18 protein-coding genes are annotated in these 18,919 nt (G+C 39.8%); all 18 read right to left on the bottom strand.

What is annotated here, in order from left to right; genetic code table 11:
* Positions 1–181: 181 nt before the first annotated feature.
* Positions 182–1,198, bottom strand: a complete 1,017-nt coding sequence (locus NYE61_RS16765) for an oligopeptide/dipeptide ABC transporter ATP-binding protein (RefSeq protein ID WP_303448347.1) — start codon at positions 1,196–1,198, stop codon at positions 182–184.
* 1 nt (position 1,199) lies between these two features.
* Positions 1,200–2,147, bottom strand: coding sequence for a C40 family peptidase (locus tag NYE61_RS16760; RefSeq protein ID WP_303448348.1), 948 nt, complete (start codon positions 2,145–2,147; stop codon positions 1,200–1,202).
* A gap of 173 nt (positions 2,148–2,320) precedes the next feature.
* On the bottom strand, positions 2,321–3,421 hold the full coding sequence (locus NYE61_RS16755; protein ID WP_251660257.1) for a dipeptide epimerase: 1,101 nt from the start codon (positions 3,419–3,421) through the stop codon (positions 2,321–2,323).
* Between the two features lie 35 nt (positions 3,422–3,456).
* Positions 3,457–4,374: an LD-carboxypeptidase gene (locus NYE61_RS16750; protein ID WP_251660255.1), complete on the bottom strand. Its 918-nt coding sequence runs from the start codon at positions 4,372–4,374 to the stop codon at positions 3,457–3,459.
* A gap of 190 nt (positions 4,375–4,564) precedes the next feature.
* A complete protein-coding gene (locus NYE61_RS16745) occupies positions 4,565–6,229 on the bottom strand; it encodes a peptide ABC transporter substrate-binding protein (RefSeq protein WP_303448349.1) in 1,665 nt (554 codons plus the stop codon).
* Between the two features lie 119 nt (positions 6,230–6,348).
* Complete coding sequence (locus tag NYE61_RS16740; protein ID WP_118888511.1) at positions 6,349–7,350, bottom strand: ABC transporter ATP-binding protein; 1,002 nt, start codon at positions 7,348–7,350, stop codon at positions 6,349–6,351.
* Between the two features lie 8 nt (positions 7,351–7,358).
* Positions 7,359–8,315, bottom strand: coding sequence for an ABC transporter permease (locus NYE61_RS16735; RefSeq protein WP_303448350.1), 957 nt, complete (start codon positions 8,313–8,315; stop codon positions 7,359–7,361).
* Between the two features lies 1 nt (position 8,316).
* Positions 8,317–9,249 (bottom strand): ABC transporter permease, encoded by a 933-nt coding sequence (locus tag NYE61_RS16730; protein WP_095307848.1) that lies wholly within the window; start codon positions 9,247–9,249, stop codon positions 8,317–8,319.
* A gap of 93 nt (positions 9,250–9,342) precedes the next feature.
* Positions 9,343–10,167: a M55 family metallopeptidase gene (locus NYE61_RS16725; protein WP_303448351.1), complete on the bottom strand. Its 825-nt coding sequence runs from the start codon at positions 10,165–10,167 to the stop codon at positions 9,343–9,345.
* Positions 10,168–10,428: 261 nt separating this feature from the next.
* Positions 10,429–11,754, bottom strand: coding sequence for a UDP-N-acetylglucosamine 1-carboxyvinyltransferase (murA, locus tag NYE61_RS16720; RefSeq protein WP_303448352.1), 1,326 nt, complete (start codon positions 11,752–11,754; stop codon positions 10,429–10,431).
* A gap of 35 nt (positions 11,755–11,789) precedes the next feature.
* Positions 11,790–12,503, bottom strand: coding sequence for a YwmB family TATA-box binding protein (locus NYE61_RS16715; protein ID WP_095307845.1), 714 nt, complete (start codon positions 12,501–12,503; stop codon positions 11,790–11,792).
* Between the two features lie 190 nt (positions 12,504–12,693).
* Complete coding sequence (locus NYE61_RS16710; RefSeq protein ID WP_095307844.1) at positions 12,694–12,924, bottom strand: DUF1146 family protein; 231 nt, start codon at positions 12,922–12,924, stop codon at positions 12,694–12,696.
* A gap of 320 nt (positions 12,925–13,244) precedes the next feature.
* Positions 13,245–13,640: a F0F1 ATP synthase subunit epsilon gene (locus NYE61_RS16705; protein ID WP_095307843.1), complete on the bottom strand. Its 396-nt coding sequence runs from the start codon at positions 13,638–13,640 to the stop codon at positions 13,245–13,247.
* Between the two features lie 98 nt (positions 13,641–13,738).
* Positions 13,739–15,130 carry a F0F1 ATP synthase subunit beta gene (atpD, locus tag NYE61_RS16700; RefSeq protein ID WP_095307842.1) on the bottom strand — a complete coding sequence of 464 codons (1,392 nt, stop codon included), beginning with the start codon at positions 15,128–15,130 and terminating at the stop codon, positions 13,739–13,741.
* A gap of 40 nt (positions 15,131–15,170) precedes the next feature.
* Positions 15,171–16,031 (bottom strand): ATP synthase F1 subunit gamma, encoded by an 861-nt coding sequence (gene atpG / locus NYE61_RS16695; RefSeq protein ID WP_303448353.1) that lies wholly within the window; start codon positions 16,029–16,031, stop codon positions 15,171–15,173.
* 138 nt (positions 16,032–16,169) lie between these two features.
* Positions 16,170–17,681 carry a F0F1 ATP synthase subunit alpha gene (atpA, locus tag NYE61_RS16690; RefSeq protein WP_095307840.1) on the bottom strand — a complete coding sequence of 504 codons (1,512 nt, stop codon included), beginning with the start codon at positions 17,679–17,681 and terminating at the stop codon, positions 16,170–16,172.
* A 116-nt stretch (positions 17,682–17,797) separates the two neighbouring features.
* Positions 17,798–18,340 carry a F0F1 ATP synthase subunit delta gene (locus NYE61_RS16685; RefSeq protein WP_303448354.1) on the bottom strand — a complete coding sequence of 181 codons (543 nt, stop codon included), beginning with the start codon at positions 18,338–18,340 and terminating at the stop codon, positions 17,798–17,800.
* Positions 18,337–18,864 (bottom strand): F0F1 ATP synthase subunit B, encoded by a 528-nt coding sequence (gene atpF, locus NYE61_RS16680; protein ID WP_303448355.1) that lies wholly within the window; start codon positions 18,862–18,864, stop codon positions 18,337–18,339. Before atpF ends, NYE61_RS16685 begins: the two co-directional genes overlap by 4 nt.
* Positions 18,865–18,919: the final 55 nt, after the last annotated feature.

The raw sequence follows: 18,919 nt of genomic DNA, 5'->3' as shown, positions 1-18,919 counted from the left end.
AGCTCTCCCCCTTTGCAATTATTAAAGTAGAGTTCTATTCTAGTTGCTCTACTAGTGCTTGTTCTAAAAGGAAAATAAAAGTAATTCCCCTTTTTCTGAGCAGCCTCTACTAATAAATCTATACACTGCAAAGCTAAAATAGACCTTTAATTTTATAATGCTGGAGAAAGCTATGAATGGATTAATGAACAGGTAACGTTTCGGGTTTAACTTTAATGGATTTTTTATGATCGATTGTCTCATCATACAAATGACAGGCTACGAAGTGCTCCTGTTCTATCTCCTGCCATACTGGTTTCACTTGTGAGCATACTTCCATTGCCACTGGACAGCGCGTTCTGAAGACACACCCACTTGGTGGATTGGTCGGGCTCGGTAGCTCGCCTTCTAAAATGATGCGTTCCCGTTTCTCTTCAATATCAGGGTCTGGAATTGGAATAGCTGACAGCAATGCTTGTGTATATGGATGGAGCGGTTTTTCATAGAGCTGATTGCTTTCTGTCAGCTCTACCATATTTCCTAAATACATAACTCCAATGCGGTCTGAAAACTGCTTTACCATCGACAGGTCATGAGCAATAAATAAAAAGGTAAGCCCCTTTTCCAGCTGAAGCTCCTTTAACAAATTGACTACTTGTGCTTGAACAGATACATCTAAAGCGGAAATCGGTTCATCTGCAATAATAAAATCCGGGTTTAGTGCCAAGGCACGTGCAATTCCGATTCGTTGACGTTGTCCCCCACTAAATTCATGTGGATAGCGGTTGGCATGATCCCGATTCAAACCAACCTCTTCTAATAGCTGGTACACTCGCTCCAATTGCGCTTTTTTGTTTTTGTATAGTCCATGAACCTCCATTGGCTCTGAGATCACTTCCCTTACCGTCGACCTTGGATTTAAAGATGCATAAGGATCCTGAAAAATCATCTGCATTCTCCGGTAAAATTGAAATCGCTCTTTTTCAGATAATGCATGAACATTCTCATTATCAAAAATAACGTCTCCAGCTGTTTTATTATATAGCCCAAGGATTGTACGGCCAATTGTCGATTTTCCGCAGCCAGATTCCCCAACTAAGCCAAAGGTTTCTCCTTTATTTACATGAAAGCTCACATCATTTACAGCCTGCAGCATTGTACCTTTACCCATGTCAAAATATTTTTTAAGGTTTTTGACTTCCAATATTTTTTCTTTCATGTTAATTGCTCTCCTTCCAGTAACGTCTTGCCGCACATAGTTCTTTTTCATATTTTGTTCCAGCCAGGGTAATGATTTCAATTCCTTTGCCTGTTTGCGGAGAGTGCAGCATCTTACCATGTCCATAATAGATACCGACATGATGCAGTCTTCCCTTTCCTTCTTCATAAGCAAAAAACAGTAAGTCACCAGCCTGTAATTGATTATATTTAACTGGTACACCCGCATTTGCCTGATCTCCGGCATCACGCGCTATTTGATAGCCATTCGCCTTATAAGCGGTATATGCCAGACCTGAGCAATCATAGCCGAAGGAACTCATCCCTCCCCAGAAATAATCAAGTGTTTGGAACGGTTCGACCGCTTTAACAATATCATCACCATTTCCTTTAGCGATTCCATTGTCTGATGGAAAAATATGTAGTGCTCCTGTTGGCAAAACTAAAATCCCGTGTGGCGTTATCACTTTTGTTCGTACATTATCCATTGATTTAACAGGCAGCATTGTCATATAGCTAAGCTTCATTACTTTTGTTCCAGCGTCTGATTCAAGCCAAGCTCTATCTTGTTTTACAGCTGCCATATGCTCAGTAAGCCACTCATTTTTTGATACTTTTTTCAATTGCCTAAATGGTATCCAGCCTGGGTAGCCACATTCATCTTTATGTGACGGCTGTGAAGGGATAACCACATGAGCCCACTCTTCTTTAACTGCTGTAATTTGTACAGGCTCTCCGTATAAAGCCTGCGTTTGCACACGGTCTTCATTACAAAGCGCAAGGCTATCCTCATAGGACAGTTGATTGATCCATTCGTCGATATCTGTAGGGTTTGATATACCTGTCTCATCGATATCTCTCGCAGATTGCGGTTCTGTCCAGACAGTAGCTACTTGAACAGCAATAACCCACATTTCATCAGAAAATTGTTCAAACGTTTGATTAACCATAAGTAAACTCCTTTCTTTTTGAGAATGGCACAAGCGAACAATTGTGGGTGGGTATTCCCTGCGTGGTTGCTCGGCCCTTTTCTCATGCTTCGTTCTCTCTGTCACGAGACGAGGTCACGTTTTTTCCATTTATAATAGCTATCACCATAGTGGATGTTTATCTGCACGCGATATTACACGTTTTCTACAAGAAATTTTTCATCAATCGCTTGGATCCCAAGACCTATTGCATTTCCCAATATGATTTGGTTATTTTTATAGCTGATTCCTCCAATTGCAATGTCACTTACTAACATTAGAGGAGCATCTAAGTCATAGCGTGTTACGTTAGGATGGCTTGCCGCGAAATGTGCTGCTGCTGTAATACCAACTTTTGTTTCAATCATGCTTCCGACCATGCATTCTACTCCATAAGCCTCAGCAAGTGTAGCAATTTTGATGGCTTGATGGATTCCCCCCGACTTCATCAATTTAATATTGATTAAATCTGCTGCCCCCATTTCGAGAACACGTTTTGCGTCATCCACTGAGAATACACTTTCATCCGCCATAATTAACGTATCTGTATTTTCCGTCACATATTTCAATCCTTCTAAATCACGTGCGATAACTGGCTGTTCAATTAAGTCAATTCCTAGCCCGAGTTCCTCCATGTGTCTAATTGCTCGAACAGCTTCTTTTGCTTGCCAGCCTTGGTTTGCATCTAGACGAATTTGGATGCCTGAACCAATTTCATTTCGAATCGTTTGAATTCGCTTAATATCTGTTGCAATTTGATCTTTGCCTACTTTAATTTTTAAAATGGAAAATCCATTTTGACTATATTTTTTTGCATCCCGAGCCATTTCCTCTGGGGTGTTCACGCTCACCGTATAGTCTGTTTCAATCGATTCTTGAACGCCTCCAATAAATTGATAGAGTGGGAGTTTTGCCTGCTTTGCGATACAGTCATAAAGTGCCATATCCATTGCGGCCTTTGCACTCGTATTACGTAACACACTGTTTTCTATTTTCCGAAAAATTATTTCTCGCATTTGAAGGGGGTTGTCGATGAGTAATGGTTTAAAAATAGAATGTATCGCATAATCAATACTTGCTAGACTCTCACCTGTGATAACATGTGTTGGTGGTGCTTCTCCCCAACCGACAATCCCATCTGCACAAGTTACTTTCACAATAATCGTCTCAGCGACTGTTACGGTGCGTAACGCCGTTTTAAAAGGTGTATGTAATGGAATTGCTCCTCGGTATGTTTCGATTGATTTTATTTGCAATTCGCTCGCCTCCACTTCGTTCTGTTAATCGAAGCTTATTTCACTCCTGGTTCGATTCGTAACCGTTTTTCGATTGTTGAAAGTTTAGCCCATACTCCTAGGGGTACAGAAAAATGAGGGAAACAGTGTCCAATCTTAAATCCACTCATTACAGGTCCATGAAAATCTGAAAAATAATCTGTAAATACTTCATCCAGTGTCAGGGACGGGTTAACCTTCGAATTCACCTCCGAAAAATCTCCGAGCACTATACCATGCGCACCACAAAGCTTGCCAGCTAGCCTTAATTGATTCAGCATCCCATCAATACGATAAGGCTCTTCGCCAATATCCTCTAATAGCAAAAGCTTGCCTGTTGTCTCCACTTCATACGGGGTACCAAGTGTACTGACGAGTAAAGACAGATTTCCTCCGACCAGCTGACCAACCGTTTCTCCGGCTGTATAAACCTTAAGCGGCGAAATAACCTCTGAATAATCTAATTGTGTTGGGGTAAATAATTGCCTGAACAGCTGTGCTGAAAATTGATCAAAATCGCTTTTTCCAATATCCGATGCAAGCATTGGACCATGAAAAGTGATGAGCCCTGTTTGTTGATGAATCGCTGTATGTAAATACGTAATATCGCTATACCCCCAGATTATTTTGGGGTTTTGCCTAATCAATTCATAATCAATGCAATCTGCTAGCCTACCAGTTCCGTAGCCACCGCGCGCAAAAATAATTGCCTTTACTTCCGGATCTATAATCATGTCGTGCAAATCGCTAAGTCGTTCTTCATCTGTTCCAGCTAAAAACCCTCGTGTTTGCTTAATATTTCTTCCTAGCTTTACACGAAGACCCATCTCGTTAAAAAATGCAATTGCTCGTTGTAACTTTTCCTGATCTGGAGGTCCTGCAGGTGCAGTAACACCAATTGTATCGCCCTTTTGGAGCCGTATTGGATGAATCATTGAATCCCACCTTTCATTATGTATACGTACTATTTGAAACGAAAAATACTATATACTTATATGAAAATGGGAGAGACCCACATACAATGTAAGTGAGTCACCTTCCCCGCATCTAGATTCAGCGCTAAAGCTGCAGTGAGAATTATCTCACCTCCGTACGCCACTAGCCGATCGCTTACGCTATTATTCCTTAATTTTTATCTGCATATTTCAAATCAAAGTATCCTACTGGATGACGAAGGATTCCTTCTACCCCGTCCGCTTGTAATACAACCGTATTGTAATAACGAAGCGGCACTGCAATCATTTCCTCGGCAAGCAGTCTTTCTGCCTCATATAGGTATTCGTAGCGTTTTTCTTCATCTGTTTCTGATTTACCATTCGCAATCAATTCATCATATTCAGCATTAGACCAGCCTGTTCGGTTCATATAGGAGTCCGTAATAAAGCTTTCCAGGAAGTTAACCGGGTCACTGTAATCATTGATAAAGGAACTACGTGAGAATTGCAGCTCCAGGTTTTGCTGTGCTTCGGCAAATACGTTCCACTCTTGGTTTTCTAATGTCACATCAATACCAAGATTATCGCTAAGCATACCTTGAACGGTTTCTGCTACTGCTTTATTCAAATCAGTTGTGTTATACGATAATACAATTGGCGGGAGCTCTTCATAGCCCTCCTCTGCCATACCTTCCTCTAATAACTGTGTTGCTAAATCTGGGTCAAATGTTACAAGATCACCATTTTCTTCACGGAAGTCCCCACCAGAAGGTGTAGTGAATCCTGGTGAAACAAATCCATATGCAGGGTCAACACCAGTTTTCACAACATAGTCAGCAATATCCTGTCTGTTGATCGCATAGGCAATTGCTTGCCTAATTTTCTTGTTTTGGAATGGCTCTTCAGTAATATTAAAACGGAAGAATTCTAGACCCCCATAGTTTCCAATATATACATTGTCCCCATCAATTAATTGATCCGATAGCTCTGGTGGAATGGTCGCAGTATCCAATTCACCCGTTTCAAACATTTGATATTGCGTATTTGTATCATTGACCATTGCAAAATGAACCTTATCTAATTTTACTGCTTCTGCATCCCAATATTCTGGGTTTTTAGCAAATACCATTTCTGTACCGTGTGTCCATGACTCCAGCATGAACGGACCATTCGCTACAAATGTATCTGCTTCTGCATGCCAGCTTGGGTTTTCTTCAGCGACCCGATGATTGATCGGGAAAAACGCTGGGTTTGTTAATAGGTCAAGGAAGAACCCAGTCGGTGCTTCAAGTACAACTTCTAATGTCTTTTCATCAGCTGCAGTTACAGCAACATCGTCTGCACTACCCTCACCTGTGTTAAATGCTTCTCCACCTTTAATAAAGTAACCAAGAAATGCTGCAGATGAAGCATTCTCCGGATCAAGCATATACTTCCACGCATATACAAAGTCTTCGGCTACAACTGGATCACCATTCGACCAGTTCGCATCCTCTCTTAGATGGAACGTATACGTTAGCCCGTCCTCAGAAATATCCCATGATTCTGCAACACCTTCTGCCGCTACAGATTCCTCGTTCAGCCTTGTTAAGCCTTCCATCAGATTGTTTAATGGATCCCATGAAACTGCATCAAAGCCTATAGACGGATCTAATGACGAAGGCTCTACACCATTATTCAAACGAAGAATTTTCTCACCCGGATTCTCTTCTACTGCCTCAGCATCATTTGAATCTGTTTCTGTTTCTCCTGTATCACTCTCTTCTGGTTCTTGTCCTGCATCTTCATTTGCAGTACATGCTGCTAAGACGACAACTGTTGTCAATGCAAGCAAAAATAATAGTAACCTCTTCATGCCTTTTCCCCCTTTTTATAATAGTGATTTGGACTGCATGGACTTTCGTTTCATCCATAACAGCCCCTTCCAGCTCCACAACGCTAAAGCCCTATCGAGTCTTCCGAAGCACTTGCGAGTTAGAGCCTTACTGCAGTTAATAGCTGTTTAGCCCGTTCATCCTGTAGCCAGCAGTTTACATGATGTGATTCTGATAGCTCCTTACTCGCGGGATAAACTTTATCACACACCTCCATCGCAAATGGACACCTGGCAGTGAATGGACACCCTGCAGGAGGTGAGAATAAATCTGGTGGTGTTCCATCGATTGGAGTAAGCTTTTCTCCTTTTAAGTCGAGACGTGGAACAGAATTCAATAAACCTCGTGTATAAGGATGCTGTGGCTTGTAGAAAATTTCCCGCTTCGTTCCCGTTTCAATGATCTTACCGGCATACATTACTGCGATTCGATCTGCAATCTTTGCGACAACACCAAGATCATGTGTTATTAAAATAATCGATACACCTGTTGCAATTTGAATTTTTTCAAAAAGCTCGAGAATTTGTGCTTGAATTGTTACATCAAGTGCGGTAGTTGGTTCATCTGCAATGAGAAGATCCGGCTCGCAAATTAACGCAATTGCAATTACAATTCGCTGGCGCATTCCACCGCTAAATTGATGCGGATACTGCTTTAGGCGTTCTTCTGGATTCGAGATACCTACAAGATCCATCATCTCAATAGCTTTCCTCTTTGCTTCGTTACTCGATACTCCGTGATGCGCAATCACTCCTTCCATTAGCTGTGTGCCAATGGTTAAGGTTGGATTAAGTGCGGTCATAGGATCTTGAAATATCATAGAAATATCCACACCGCGAATAGAACGCATTTGTTTTTCCGAGTATTTAACAAGATTCTTTCCTTTAAATTTAATTGAACCATCTGTAATCTTCCCCGGCGGGTTTGGGATCAAGCGCATGATTGCATTAGATGTAACACTTTTCCCACAGCCTGACTCACCTACAATTGCCAGTGTTTCTCCTTTATTCAAATGAAAATCAACTCCGCGGACGGCTTTTACGGTTCCACCATAAGTAGTAAACGTCACGTGGAGGTTATTAACTTCTAAAATTTTTCCCATGGTGTCCCCTACTTTCTTAATTTCGGATCAAGTGCATCCTGCAATCCATCCCCTAGTACATTAAAGGCAAACATCGTAAAGGATATAAAAAATGCCGGGAAGAACAATGTCCACCAGTTACCAGAAAGAATAGCTCCTAATGAGTCGTTTGCCATTACCCCCCAGCTTGCAAATGGAGACTGAATCCCAAGTCCAATAAAACTTAAAAATGCTTCCGCAAAGATCGCTGAAGGGACTGTTAATGTCATCTGTACGATAATCGGCCCCATCGTATTTGGTAATAAATTTTTCCGAATGATTCTTGAAGACTTCGTACCGAATGATTTGGAAGCGAGAACAAATTCATAATTCTTGATTTGCAGAACCTGCCCTCGCACAATTCGGGCCATCCCAACCCATCCGGTTACCGTAAGTGCAATAATAATTGTCGAGAGACTCGGGCCTAATACGACGAGTAGTAATATGACGACTAATAAATACGGTAATCCATATAAAATTTCAATGATGCGCATCATGACATTATCTGTACGTCCGCCTTTATAGCCAGAAATACCTCCCCAAATAATGCCAATGGTGACATCGATGAGGGCAGCCATTAATCCAACGAACAAGGAGATTCGTGCACCATACCATGTTCTAGTAAAAACGTCTCTTCCAGCATTATCCGTCCCAAACCAGTGCTCTGCAGAAGGTGGCTGATACTGGTTTGGCAGATCTTGTTGATTGACCTCATAAGGTGATAGTATTGGGCCAAATATAGCCATTACTGCCAGCAATATTAAAAATAAAAGTCCCAACATTGCAAGTTTATTCTTCAGTAATCGTCTCCATGCATCCTTCCAGTAGGATAGCGATGGTCTAGCAACAACCTCCGCGGCACCTTCATCTTTTTCTTTCCACTTAAACCATTCATCCGGGACTTGAGAAGGAGAGTATGCTGACTTTACTTCATTCACAGACTTCATATTACTCCCCTCCCTTTCGATGGAACTTAATGCGTGGATCTAATATTCCATAAGCGATATCCACAAGGAACAGCATGATGATTAAAAATGCACTATAAAATACAGTTGTCCCCATAATTACGGGATAATCACGTTGGTTAATACTTTCAACGAAATACTTACCCATCCCTGGTATGGCAAAAATCTGTTCAATAACAAAGGTTCCAGTTAAAATTCCTGCCAGCAGAGTTCCCATGATTGTTACAACCGGCATTAACGCATTACGAAGTGCGTGTTTAAATACGATTTTCCAAGGAGACAATCCTTTTGCCTTTGCCATTTTTATGTAATCCTGAGTTAACACTTCCAACATTGTCGAACGGGTAAGTCTAGCAATAATTGCCATCGGCCCCGTTGCAAGTGCAGCAATTGGCAGAATCATATGCGCTGGGCTTGACCAAGTTGCAGTAGGTAACAATTCCCACGTTACAGCTATCTGTTGAATAAGTAACGTTGCTAAAATAAAGTTTGGTATGGATATACCGAGAACGGCAATCCCCATCGCTAAATAATCAATCACACCATTATGTCGTAAAGCAGCAAGGATTCCCAAAATAATGCCAGATATAACAGCAACAATAATGGTTAAAATTCCAAGCTCAAATGAGATTGGAAACCCTCTAGCCAATAAATCATTAACTGATTGATTTGGCTGTTTTATGGATGGCCCAAAATCAAACGTCACAATCGACTTTAAGTAAAGCAAATATTGAATGGGATAAGGCTCATCTAAATTATAATGTGCTTCTAAATTAGCCCGAATTGTTTCATTTGATGATTGATCACTATTAAATGGTGAGCCTGGTATACTGACCATTAAAATAAAGGTTAATGTAATAATTACCCACAAAGTTACGAGCATTATTAGGAATCGTTTTAATATGTATTTCAGCACGACCTAGCACCCCCGTATGATTCTTTTTTCATGTTGCATCATCTATTCAATTATCGTTTCTTAGTTAACCGAACAAAATACAGCGCTTACATTTTATGAAAACTTTGACTGTAAAGCGAGCTCAATCATGACCAGCATTGCTTGATAGGCTTCCAGAATATCATCTGCTTTGAAACCTACAATTGTTGTACCGGGTTCAATCCATGTTTTGGGCATTAAATTTGCCCATTCAGCCTGTCCGTAGTTATTAAATTCAATACGAAGTAATGGCTTCTCTGGTGGGACTAGGGCTTTTACTTGGTTACGGTTCTTTAGTGCCTCATTTACCTTTACTTTTAAAAGTGCCTCTGCTTTTTTTGGTGTCATGCTTTTGACAGCGGATCTTGAAATGGTTTCTTTAACTGCGACAGTGGTTACATTGGGGTTAAGCTCCTTCGCCTCCTTTACTGCTTGATCATCACCAGATACAAATAAAAGCGGGATACCGTAATAGCCAGCAACATAGGCATTGAGCCCCATTTCTCCAATTGCATGATCATTGATGAAAATATTCCGTACAGCATGAATCATGGAATGGGATAACACACCAAACTGACTAGCGCGAGCATGATAGCCTATAAACATTGCTCCATCATATGTATCATTTAAACCTTGTACCATTGAAAAAGGCTTTGCATCACCCGTAATTAGCGATGCTTCGGGATGAAGCTCATCAATAAGTATATTGTTCATTTTTGAATGACTATCATTGACCAGCACTTCTTTACAACCATATGTAAACGCCGTCTCAACAACTTTATTTACTTCTTTGGTCATTATTTTTCGTGAACGTTCGTAATTATGCTCGCTTGGAGTTAGGAAAGTATAATCAGGTATACCTGTAATCCCTTCCATGTCAACAGATAGGTATAATTTCATATCTTCTTCTCCTTGCTATGAATTTTATTATTTGTTTTTTCTCAATTTTAACACACCGTTAACAAAAAGAGAAGTTTGAATTTTCCGTTCTATAACTTTTATATATACCCGAGAATGAATATTTCAGTTATCGTTCTACTGCGCACGCAAAAAAACAGGCGTATCATTCGATTACACCTGTTTTCCCTTAAATTACTATAAAATTGCTTATTAGTCATGAGACAAACTTCATACATATATAAATATTATTACACGTATCGCTTAAAATTCAGCTGCTATTTTTGCATTTGATAAATCAAGTACAGGTTGTACAGATTCTTTAGTTTCATCAATACGCTCTATATCTGCACCTAATGCTGCCAATTTTCCAACGATATCTACATAGCCTCTATCCAAATGTTTTAGCTCTGTTACACGTGTATGGCCATTTCCAACTAAACCAGCTAAAATTAGAGCTGCTGCTGCACGAAGATCTGTTGCAGCTACCTCTGCACCTTGAAGATCAGACAATCCTTCAATAATTACGCTGCGTCCTTCAATCTTCATATTTGCATTCATCCGTCTAAATTCTTCTACATGCATAAAACGGTTTTCAAAAACGGTCTCCGTAATGACACTTGTGCCTTTTGCACGAAGCATCAATGCCATCATTTGTGACTGCATGTCTGTTGGGAACCCTGGATGTGGCAATGTTTTAATATCTGTAGCTTTTAAATCATCAGATCCAATAACGCGAATCCCTTCATCTTCTTCCATAACTTTTACATTCATTTCTTCCAATTTGGAAATAACGGAACGTAAATGTTCACTTTCTGCATTTTCGATTAAAACATTTCCACCAGTAATTGCAGCTGCAACCATGAATGTACCTGCTTCAATACGATCAGGAATAATGGAATGTTCTACTCCACATAGCTTTTCCACACCATGAATACGAATTGTTTCCGTACCAGCACCAACAATTCGTGCACCCATTTTATTCAAGTAATTTGCCAAATCTACAATTTCTGGCTCTTTTGCACAGTTTTCAAGGACTGTTTTGCCTTCTGCGAGGGCAGCTGCCATCATAATGTTCTCAGTTGCTCCAACACTTGGCATATCTAAATAAATCTTTGCACCTTGAAGACGGCCGTCTACTTTTGCTTCTACAAAGCCATTACCAACATGAATCTCGGCCCCCATAGCTTCAAAGCCCTTTAAATGTAAATCAATTGGTCTTGAACCAATCGCACATCCACCTGGCATTGCAACTTTCGCGTGTCCATAACGGGCCAATAATGGTCCCAAAACAAGTACAGAAGCACGCATTTTTCGTACATATTCAAATGGTGCTTCTGTTTCCAAACGCTTTGAAGCATCCACATATACCGTGTTGCTCTCAGCATCAAAATCAACATCGGCATTCATATTTCTTAAAACTTCATTAATTGTATATACGTCAGCTAAAACGGGGACTTCTTTAATAATGCTTTTTCCTTCACTAGCAATTAGACTTGCTGCTATCACAGGAAGTACTGCATTTTTAGCACCTTCAACGCGAACAGCGCCACTCAGTTTCTGTCCACCTCTTACGATGATTTTCTCCATGTTTATAAATCTCCTTCAGATCCAATTTCACTATATTAATATTCATGTATTAGGATAGGTGTTCCTATCGTATATTTCAGTTCTTCTTTTTCGTTCGTTGCTATAGCTAATTGTAAGTTCAACGGGGCATCATCAATGATGAAATTTTCTTTCCATAAGTCTGTATACCCGTATACAATTTTTTTATGTGTTGAATTTTTTACTGTGTCGAATTGTGTCTTAATATGTCGTAAATCAAAATAACTTATGATTTCCTCTACAAGAACATCAGACTCCATTATACCACTAAAATCTGTAGTCAGACAAGCAAATGTTTTTGACGTTTCTGTTAAATATTTCTCCACTATCTCACGCTTTTTGGAAAGGTAATTTCCCTCAATTTCCTCGTTCCATTTCGTGCCTTCTATTATTACAATGATTTCTGATTTAATCGTAGTGTCCTTGGGAATAACAATTGTATAGGATACTTGCAAAGCATTGTGTTTAGCGTCTTCCCTAAGCAAATATTTTATAGCATTTCCATCTTCGCTTCTAGTGACAAAACTACCATTTTTCATTTTATCTAATTGCCGTTCTGCTTGTTCTGCTGTTACACTCTCTTTCATTGTAACCTGCCAGCTTTCAATTGGAATCCCATTGCTAATTGTAAAGTTTGCTAAATCAATCATTTCGTCAGATTCCATCCCGTGGACTACTGGTTTAGCAGTGATTAATAAAAATAGCACTAATAAAATTGATAGTTTTCTCATAATAAAATCCCCCTGTATTAAACGAATAGCATTAGTTTAGACAGAGAGACTACATCGCATACCTTACAAATAACGACAAGTTTTTGACCAAATATCTTAGTTTGCACAATCTGATAATGGATTAATACCCTTATAAAAAGATTATCATGCAACGAACTTCATACACAATCTTGAAAGAGATATAAACGCATTAGAAAAGATAGATTAGATCGCTAGACCATCTTAAAATATCAAGGAGAAATTGACTTACTCCAGTTCCAATTACAATTGCAAGGAACAGTAGAAAGATTCTTCCTTCCGTTGTTCTTCCCTTCTTAATTATTGGTTCAAAATTCATTGCTAGAATGATTCGCCATGAAATATAAATGAAGAGCAGATGTGAAATGATACTAAATAAAGCCATTTGTCCAATTGAAAACATATTGACCACCTTTGTTTAGTTGCTAATTGTTACATTGCCATGATTAAAAAGAAATGTCAATGCTTTTATACGCTCAATTACTATATCATTTTTTGGAGATAATTCAGTTATTCCGATGCTTTATCCCGCCATTTCCCGGGAAATATCGACAGGAGTGAATGGAAATAATGGAATGGATTTTGTATCGGGCATTAGTAAGTGCAGCGTGACCTGTTTACTTATCTGCGCTGTAAAATAGAGGATTGGATACCGTGTTCTTTGGAATCGTTCACACGTAAAAAATCTCTTACAACATTTCGTTATAAGAGATTCTCATACATTTAACTGCCTACATTTAGGCGATTGGTTGCGCGTTTGAGTGCTAATTCAGCCCGTATTTTATCGATATTATCGGCTTTTGCTTGAAGACGACGTTCCGCACGTTCTTTCGCTTCCTTTGCGCGTTGTACATCAATTTCTGCAGCTTTTTCAGCAGATTGAGCAAGAATCGTCACTTTATCTGGTTGGACCTCCATAAATCCACCATTTACCGCTAAATGTTTCGTCTCTGATCCTGTCTTGAGACGAACAGCGCTGATTTGTAATGGAGCTACAAGAGGTATGTGTCCAGGTAAGATACCGATTTCTCCAGTTTCTGCCTTACAGACAACCATATCAAAACTACCCTCTAAAACCGGACCACTAGGAGTAACAACACTCACTTCCAGTGTTTTCAATGTAACCCCTCCTAAGACTTGGTAGAAGAAAGCTATGATAATTCATCAGAGTTTCTTCAGAAATATCATTTCTACAGTATTCTCCTACCTATTATCTATTATTCCATGCCTTTTGCTTTTTCAAGTACTTCTTCAATACGTCCCACAAGACGGAATGCATCCTCTGGTAGGTGATCATACTTACCTTCTAAGATCTCACTGAATCCAGCTACAGTTTCTTTAACAGGCACATAAGAACCTTTTTGTCCTGTAAATTGTTCTGCAACGTGGAAGTTTTGAGAAAGGAAGAATTGGATACGACGTGCTCTTGAAACGACTAATTTATCTTCATCGCCAAGCTCATCCATACCTAGAATCGCAATAATATCCTGCAGCTCACGATAACGCTGTAGTGTTTGTTGTACTTCTGTTGCTACGCGATAATGCTCTTCCCCAACAATCTCTGGATCTAGTGCACGTGAAGTAGATGCTAAAGGATCCACAGCAGGGTAAATACCTTGTTCAGATAGACCACGGTCTAGGTTTGTCGTTGCATCCAAGTGTGCAAACGTTGTTGCCGGAGCCGGATCCGTGTAGTCATCGGCAGGTACATAGATCGCCTGAATCGATGTTACGGAACCTTTATCTGTTGATGTAATACGTTCTTGCAATTGTCCCATTTCCGTTGCTAGTGTTGGTTGGTAACCAACAGCAGATGGCATACGTCCAAGTAATGCTGAAACCTCAGATCCTGCCTGTGTGAAACGGAAGATGTTATCAATGAATAGCAATACATCTTGTCCTTGCTCATCACGGAAGTATTCAGCCATTGTAAGACCTGTTAATGCTACACGCATACGTGCACCAGGTGGTTCGTTCATTTGTCCGAATACCATCGCTGTTTTAGCAATAACACCAGAGTCTTTCATTTCATAGTAGAGGTCATTTCCTTCACGAGTACGCTCTCCAACTCCTGCGAATACAGAAATACCACCATGTTCTTGAGCAATGTTATTAATTAATTCCTGGATTAAAACGGTTTTACCTACACCAGCACCACCAAATAGACCAATTTTTCCACCTTTAATATATGGAGCTAATAAGTCTACTACTTTGATACCTGTTTCTAGAATTTCAGTTTCTGTAGACAAGTTTTCAAACTTAGGTGCTTCACGGTGAATTGGGTCTAAGCGTAATCCGTCTGCTAACGGTTCATCCAAGTCAATTTTTTCACCTAAAACATTAAATACACGTCCTAATGTTACATCTCCTACTGGAACGGAAATAGGTCTTCCAAGGTTTTCTACTGTTGCGCCACGTTTAACACCGTCAGTTGATGACATTGCAATTGTGCGAACACTGTTATCTCCTAAATGAAGAGCTACTTCTAATGTAAGATCTGTATTTTCGTCTTGGACAACTAAAGCGTTATATATTTCTGGGAGTGTGCCGTCTTCAAATCTAACGTCAACGACCGGTCCCATTACCTGTGTAACGTGTCCTTTACTCATCGCTTTCCCTCCTAACTTACTTAAAGCCTGTTAAAGAAGCTTATTCAAGCGCTGCTACTCCACCACTGATTTCTGTGATTTCCTGTGTAATCGCCGCTTGACGTGCACGGTTATATGTCAATGATAAGTCATCAATAAGGTCACCAGCATTATCTGTTGCACTTCTCATTGCAGTCATACTTGCCGCATGTTCACTTGCTTTTCCATCCAATAAAGCACCGAATATTAAGCTTTCGGCATACTGTGGTAAAAGAACTTCCAGAATTTGTTCTTGATCCGGATCATATTCATAATCATTGTTAATGGCAGAGTGTGCGTCCAAATTCTCGATTGGCAGCAATTTTTTTGCAGTTACCTTTTGAGAGATTGCACTAACATAATGATTGTAAATAATGTTAAGTTCATCGATTTCTCCGTCACTATACATTTGCACTGTCTCAGAAGCTAATTCTTTGATGTCTGCGAATGTAGGGTGGTCTGCCATTCCAAGAATACTATTTGACATGGAGAGATCACGTTTCTTACAGAAGTCGTATCCTTTGCGCCCTACAGCAATGACTGTATATTCGTCTTTACTTTCATGGCGCTTTTCAATTGTTTGAACCAAGTTTCGCAGTATATTACTGTTATAGGCACCAACCAATCCACGGTCAGAGGTTATAACTAAATAGGCTGTTTTTTTCACTTCACGTTTAATCAGCATCGGATGAGATACATCTGTATTGCTATTAGCGATACTAGCTACAACTTCCTGGAGTTTATCTGCGTAAGGAACGAACCCTTTTGCATTCTGCTCTGCTTTACTCATTTTTGAAGCGGATACCATTTGCATTGCACCAGTAATTTTCTTTGTTTTCTTTGTTGAATCTATTCGAGCTTTTAAATCTCTAAGTGATGCCAAGCTTTTTCACCACACTTTCCTGACAGAGGTTGAGCCGGAAAAGGCTGTGTCATGTCAACTCTTTCCGGTCCATTATTCTCTTTTCGAAATCTATTGACAAAGGGAAACACTTTTTCTGGTGTTTGTACCTTCGTTTACTTAATTTGTCGTTGGTAAGAATGTTTTCTTGAATGCTTCAATAGCAGATTTCATATCGCTATCATCTGGCAAGTTACCTGTTTCACGGATGGTAGTCAATAATTCATTGCGATTGCTTTCAAGCCATACATTCATTTCACTCTCGAAACGAAGTACATCTTCTACTGAAATATCATCTAAGAATCCTCTTGTTAGTGCATAAAGAATCATTACTTGTTTCTCAACAACCATTGGCTTATGCAAACCTTGCTTCAGAACTTCTACCGTTCTTTGTCCACGATTTAATTTAGCCTGTGTTGATTTATCCAGATCTGATCCAAATTGTGAGAAGGCTTCTAGCTCACGGAATGACGCAAGATCAAGACGTAATGTACCAGCAACTTTCTTCATTGCTTTAATTTGTGCTGACCCACCAACACGGGATACAGATAAACCGGCGTTAATTGCTGGTCTTACACCCGAGAAGAACAAGTCAGATTGCAAGAAAATTTGTCCATCTGTAATTGAAATTACGTTCGTTGGAATGTATGCAGCGATGTCGCCTGCCTGCGTCTCAACGAATGGTAATGCAGTTAAAGAACCGCCACCACGTGCATCACTTAATTTAGCAGCACGCTCTAGTAAACGTGAGTGCAAGTAGAATACATCCCCTGGGAATGCTTCACGACCCGGAGGACGACGAAGCAGCAAGGAAAGCTCACGGTATGCTACTGCTTGTTTTGACAAGTCATCATATACAACAAGTACGTGTTTCCCGTTGTACATAAATTCTTCACCCATTGCTACACCTGCATATGGAGCAAGGTATAATAATGGTGCAGGATCAGAAGCTCCTGCTGTTACAACGATTGTGTAATCTAATGCGCCGTACTTACGGAACGTTTCTACAGTATTTCGAACAGTCGATTCCTTTTGTCCAATTGCAACATAAATACAAATCATATCTTGGTCGCTTTGGTTCAAAATGGTATCTACGGCTACTGTTGTTTTTCCTGTCTGACGGTCACCAATGATAAGCTCACGTTGTCCACGACCGATTGGCACCAATGCATCAATCGCTTTGATTCCTGTTTGCAATGGCTCATCAACTGATTTACGATCCATTACTCCTGGAGCCTGTGCTTCAATTGGACGGGTTTTAGAAGTTTCAAGTGTACCTTTCCCATCAATTGGCTGTCCTAGTGGGTTTACAACACGTCCCAATAATTCTTCTCCAACTGGTACTTGCATGATACGTCCTGTACGACGAACTTCATCGCCTTCTTTAATCCCTGTGTAAGGCCCTAGAATAACGATACCAACGTTGCTTTCTTCTAAGTTCTGCGCTAGTCCCATAACACCGTTTGAGAATTCAAGCAACTCTCCAGCCATTGCGTTATCAAGTCCGTGTGCACGTGCAATCCCGTCCCCGATTTCAATAACTGTTCCAACGTCACTAACTTCGATATCTGTATCGAAATTTTCAATTTGCTGTTTAATTAGTGTACTGATTTCTTCAGCATTTATGCTCATACCATTTCACCCCTATCATCTTTGTTCATAATAAGCATGTATAAAATTCAATTCCATGTTAGAAGACCATGTCAAGTATGTATGCTTAACTTTGGTCTGTACGTTGCCTGTTCACATTAATTAGTAGAAACAATGCGTTTTGAAATACGATCTAATTTTCCACTAATTGTTCCATCATAGATTGTGTTTCCAACGCGAATTTTAATTCCACCAATAATGGAAGGATCTACAATGTTTTTCAAATTGATTGCAGTTTTACCGATTCGCTTTGCGAATGTTTGCTGCAACTCCATTTTTTCAACATCTGTTAATTCACGTACAGAATAAACCGTTGCATCCGCGATACCCTTAGCATCATTCACTAATTGAATGAAACTTTCGATAATGTTGGAAAGAGCTTTAATGCGTCTGCGTTCAACAAGCAGTTTGATTGTATTGATAATATCTGCTTGTATACCTTGAAACACTTTCGTAATCAGTTGTTTCTTTTCCACATTATCAATTTTGGGATGCATTAAGAAAGTTTCCAATTGTTTATTTTTGTTAAATACTTCTTGAACGACTCTAAATTCCTTCACGAGTTGATCCAGTGTATTCTTTTCAAGTCCGAGTTGGTAAAGAGCGTCTGCATAACGTTTAGCTACAACAACTTCACTCATCGCTCTTCTCCTACCTCTTTAATGTAATCATTGATCAATTTCTCTTGATCTTGTGTACTTATTTCCTTTTCAATCACTTTACTTGCAATAAGTACGGATAAGGATGCAACTTTATCTTGAAGTGCTTGTAATGCTTTTTCCTTCTCATTTTGAATATCAGCTTGAGCTGCTAGGATTAAGCGGTCTGCCTCTTTACGTGCAGCTTCAACAATATCCTGTTCTTGCTTTGCTCCAGCTGCCTTTGCGTCCTCAATCAATTTTTGAGCTTCTTCTCTTACTTGGTTTAGCTGTGCCGCAGCATCCTTTGAAGCTTTTTCAGCCTCAAGACGACTTTTTTCCGCTGCTTCAATTTCTCCAGCTACATACTCCTCACGCTCTTGCATTTTGTTCATGAGGGGACCCCAAGCGAATTTTTTTACTAATACTAGTAATATGATAAAGAAGGCTAATTGTACGAGCATGTCTCCTACCCTTAATCCTCCAACACTAGCTCCAATTGTCATAAAGTCAATGTATGAATGCACTGATTTCACTCCTTTCAATGTGACTTCACATCTATTTACCTATAGTGATTCATTT

The sequence above is a fragment of the Oceanobacillus sp. FSL W7-1304 genome (genome assembly GCF_037969805.1).
In the GTDB taxonomy this organism is placed as follows: Bacteria; Bacillota; Bacilli; order Bacillales; family Amphibacillaceae; genus Oceanobacillus; species Oceanobacillus profundus.
Note: the sequence above shows the minus strand (reverse complement) of the source record. Positions and strands in the feature narration are given on the sequence as shown.